The following is a 3,936-nucleotide window of genomic DNA, read 5'->3' on the forward strand; positions in this document are numbered from 1 at the left end:
TTCCGTCGTATCGGCGCAAGGACACGACGTCACTGGCGCGGACCTTCGCGGTGGGAGTAGGCCGCAGGATCTGCAGCAGCCGCAGGGACTGGATCACGGCATTGCGCTGCCTGACGCTCCAGCCGTAGCGGCGGGCGTGGTCGGCGACGATATCCGCGTAGTACCGGGTCAGTTCGCTGTCCTCGACCAGGAGGCGTTGGCGCAGCACCTCGGGGTCGGGGTCCATGTCGAACAGGACCAGCTGCTCAAGCGCATCGTCATCGAAGCTGGTGCCAGGTTGGTAGGGCAGCTGGTTCTTGTTCTTCTTCGACCAACGGCCATCCCAGCGGACGTAGTCGGGCAGCGGTGTCACGCGCCGCTTGAAGACCATGTTGGCGAAGAACAACTGCTGGCTGTCGTTGTTGGCGCTGGCCAGGTCGGGGCACGGGCGGGCCCTTGCTCGAGGCGGGCATTCTCGAGGCACAGGCGACAGGCTTGTCGGTCGCTGACGTGGCTGGCGCGGCCGCAGTAGGCGCAGGTGCCCTTCGGGTAGTGCGTCTGCCACCAGCGGCAGGACCAGCAGGTCCAGTTGTGACGGGGGTAGACGCCCCAAGCCAGGCAGCCCTTGCAATACCCGATGTGCTCGGCGCTGCGGGGATGGCACCGGCTGCACAGACCCTGACTGAAGTAGTCGGTGCGGGCGCGGCAGCGGTTGCACGGTGGAGCTGCGAATGGGCCGCCGGGCAGGCACGGATAGCAGAAGTCGACTCTGGGGCTGGTCCACGCGACGCGGTTGCTCTGGCACTGATTGCACTTGGGCGGCAGCCGCAACGCCGCGTTGGGGCCGGGCGCGGGCATCCCGATCGTCTCGTGCTCGTCGTGTCCGTGGGCGATGGGGGTGCGGGCTACAGCGGTGGGGTCGAGCGGGGCTTGCCGAGCCGCGGTGTGACCGCGGGTGGCGTGCCGCCGTTGCCGTTCGGATCGCCATCCCCATTTCCGCCGTTGCCGTTGGCTGCGTCGGTGTTGCGGGGACGGCGCGCGGCGACCTTGTCCGGCTCGGGTGTCATCAGGTCGTTCGGGGTGCATTCGAGCACGGCGCACAGCACGTCGAGCTCTTCGAGGCGCATCGTCGGCGGGGTGCCAGCCCACCACGACGACATCTTCCCGGCGGAGATCTCGAGCCCGGCATCAGCCAGCATCCTGCGCAGCTGCGCGGACTTCCAGATCCCCCGTTCGGCGGCCCGCAGCCGCAGGCTCCACTGCATCTGGATCCTCTCCTTCGGTTCTTCGGTCGGGTCAGTCGTTACGCATGCCCAGGCGGGCTTCGATGCGGTCGCTCGCGCTGTTCCACGCGCGTTCGATGTGGTCACTGCGGACGTGGAGGTAGCCCGAGGTCGTCGCCAGCCACTGGTGGCCAAGCAGCCCTTGGAGCGCCTTGATGTCCATGCCGGCCGCGTACAGCGACGAGGCGCAGTAGTGCCGCAGCACGTGTGGCGTCATCCGTCCCGACCACGCCGGCAACCACTCGTCGACCTGGATTCCCGCCGCGCGAGCCCTTGCCGTGGCGGACGTGGAGCTTGCCGAACTCACCCAGATCGGAGCGCCAGTCGCGGATGTCGAGCATGACGGTCTCGTTGATGCGCAGCCCGAGTCGGCGCCACAACGAGGCGGCGAAGTAGTCGCGGGCCGCGGGCCGGTACTTGCGTGCCTGTGTGACCGACCCGCGCCAGGCGGTGAACAGCGAGTCGATCTCCTCATCCGATGGCGGCACCCGGACCTTGCCCAGCGACGCCCCGGACTGGCGATTGAACTCATCGATCGGCTGCTCGACCAAGACGCCGGTCGCGCGGCGGATCGTGCCCTCGTAGCGGGCGATCGCGAACTCGTAGAAGCCCGACAGCGCGCCGGCCTTGCCCGCCCGGGTCGACACGCTGAGCCCATCCGCCGCTGCTGGGCCAAGAACGCGTCCGCGTCCGCACAGGTGGCCTCCCACAGCGGTGTCGACAGCGAGCGAGCGAACTCGATGACGATCGCCCGGGTCCCGCCGATGTGGCGGTCCGTCAGACCTGCCGCCGACATCGCCAGCGCGTACTGGTCTACCAGCTCCTGCTCGAGGACGTCTGATCGAACCTGAGTTCCTAGAGATTGACTCGGGAACAAGCGGGATACCTCGGTCGGGCCCCGATGCGTCAGACCTTTATGCCGAACAGATTCTCGGCATTGCGGAACGCGATCTTTTCCTTGTCCTCACGCGGAAGATCGACTGCTCGGAACCAGTCGGTCCCTTCTTTGATGCCTGCGAAGGGATAGTCGGTTGCGAACATCACTCGATCTACACTGATGTATTTCAGCAAGAGATGGAGCAGCTCATCCTGGAAGAACGCGCTGGTTGTGAACCAGAAGTTGTCCTGGAAGTATTGCTCGAAGGGCTTCTCGAGCGAGTTTTCGGTCGGCTCGCCCATGTCTCCTGCGATCCGCTCGTAGTAGAACGGAAGACCTTCGCCCATGTGGCCGACGATAATCTTCAGATTGGGGAATCTGTCGAAAACCCCGTACGCGATCATCCGGATGCATTGGGTCAGCACCTCCTGGTGCCAGCCATATCCAGACCCACTGAAAATGTAGTCTTGGTACTCTTTCGTGTATTCCGACCGTGTCGTGCTGTAGTAGATCTGGAAGATCTCGTCAGCTGGATAGCCGGGATGCAGGTAGATCGGCACATCGAGAGCTTCGGCACGCGCCAGCACGGGCTCAAAATCGGGATGATCGAGATACTTCTTCCCGATGTGTCCGTTGGTCAGTGCGCCCAAGAAACCGTCTTCCCGAACCAAACGTTCCAGTTCGTCCGCCGCCGCCTCCGGGCTCTGCAAGGGCAAGGTGGCGAAAGCCTGGAAGCGGCCCGGATAACTGGCCATTGGCCCGTCTATGAGCTGCCGGTTGAGACGATAGGCAAAGTCGATGCCCTCTTGCCCAGGGACATTTTGTACGGACGGCGTATGCGCAGACAGGATTTGAACGTTGAGTCCCCCCTCGTCCATATCACCGATGCGGCGTTCGCCTAGATCCGAAAGACCTATTTCCTCAAGGAACGCTATGTGATCCTCGTTGATGGAGTTCAGCATCAACAACTCGGGAGTCGAAAAGGTCTCCTCCGTGCCGATAAATTTCAGATCTTGGTCACGAAGCGAGATATCCTGGTCACCAAGCGAGATTTCCGGGTCCTTTTTGTCGTCGTCGAATGACGCGAATGCCGTCGCGGACAATCCAACGCCAGCGCCGAGTGCAGCCGCGTGAGTGACAAAACTGCGGCGCCCAATCAACGGTTGCGCTGGGCCTTGTTCGATCGGTTTCATGTCTGTATGTGCTCCTTTGTTGTGTTGTGTAGTGAGCGTCGGCGAGTTCGTGGAACAGGCCGAGGCGTCCGTCCTCGAGGGTCATGACAGCTCCGTGCGGATCTTGGCGAGTGCGCGGGCGTGGCGCGACGTGACCGGCCCGGGGCGGGCCAGAGGTCAGGTGGTGGCGATCGCGTTCAGGACATGTTCCTTTGGTTGGGGGATGCCCTGTCACTGTGAACGAGAACGCACGGGTCACCATCCGCTGGCAGGAGGCAATCGGTACTCCTCCGGGAGTATCTGGGAGGTGCCTCGTGCATCCGTCGTCTTGGCCGGTGATCTCTTCGGTCTGGGATCGGATCGTGTGGGCTAGGCGCCCGTAGTTCAGTCGTCATGGCGATCAGGCTGTCAAGCCCGGGGGGCTCAGCTCGTCGAGCACGCTTGCGGCTCCGCGACGGACGTGCGTGAGAGCTTCCTGCGCACCGGTCGGGTTGTCCGGTAGGAGGTGTGCGACGACCCCAGCTTGGACGTTGATCACTGCGATGTGGTGAGCGACCACGTCGTGCAGCTCGCGAGCGATACGCATGCGCTCCTCGATCACTCGCCGCCTGGCCTCCTCCTCGAG

2 protein-coding genes and 3 pseudogenes are annotated in these 3,936 nt (G+C 63.9%); all 5 read right to left on the reverse strand.

What is annotated here, in order from left to right; all coding sequences use genetic code 11:
• A pseudogene (locus ELR45_RS40140) lies at positions 1 to 463 on the reverse strand (hypothetical protein); the annotation flags it as partial.
• Positions 464 to 884: 421 nt separating this feature from the next.
• Positions 885 to 1,244, reverse strand: a complete 360-nt coding sequence (locus ELR45_RS34020; RefSeq protein ID WP_129670239.1) for a helix-turn-helix domain-containing protein — start codon at positions 1,242 to 1,244, stop codon at positions 885 to 887.
• Between the two features lie 31 nt (positions 1,245 to 1,275).
• Positions 1,276 to 2,139: pseudogene (locus tag ELR45_RS41960) on the reverse strand (tyrosine-type recombinase/integrase).
• A 29-nt stretch (positions 2,140 to 2,168) separates the two neighbouring features.
• On the reverse strand, positions 2,169 to 3,332 hold the full coding sequence (locus tag ELR45_RS34030) for an amidohydrolase family protein (protein ID WP_129670240.1): 1,164 nt from the start codon (positions 3,330 to 3,332) through the stop codon (positions 2,169 to 2,171).
• Positions 3,333 to 3,735: 403 nt separating this feature from the next.
• Positions 3,736 to 3,936: pseudogene (locus ELR45_RS34035) on the reverse strand (histidine kinase); the annotation flags it as partial.

Origin of the sequence: Phytoactinopolyspora endophytica, from assembly GCF_004138495.1 — a bacterium.
In the GTDB taxonomy this organism is placed as follows: Bacteria; Actinomycetota; Actinomycetes; order Jiangellales; family Jiangellaceae; genus Phytoactinopolyspora; species Phytoactinopolyspora endophytica.

What these genes read in the sequence shown, in the direction of transcription:
- ELR45_RS34020 (WP_129670239.1), bottom strand. Translation starts at nt 1,244, where the DNA reads ATGCAGTGGAGCCTGCGGCTGCGGGCCGCCGAACGGGGGATCTGGAAG.
- ELR45_RS34030 (WP_129670240.1), bottom strand. Translation starts at nt 3,332, where the DNA reads ATGAAACCGATCGAACAAGGCCCAGCGCAACCGTTGATTGGGCGCCGC.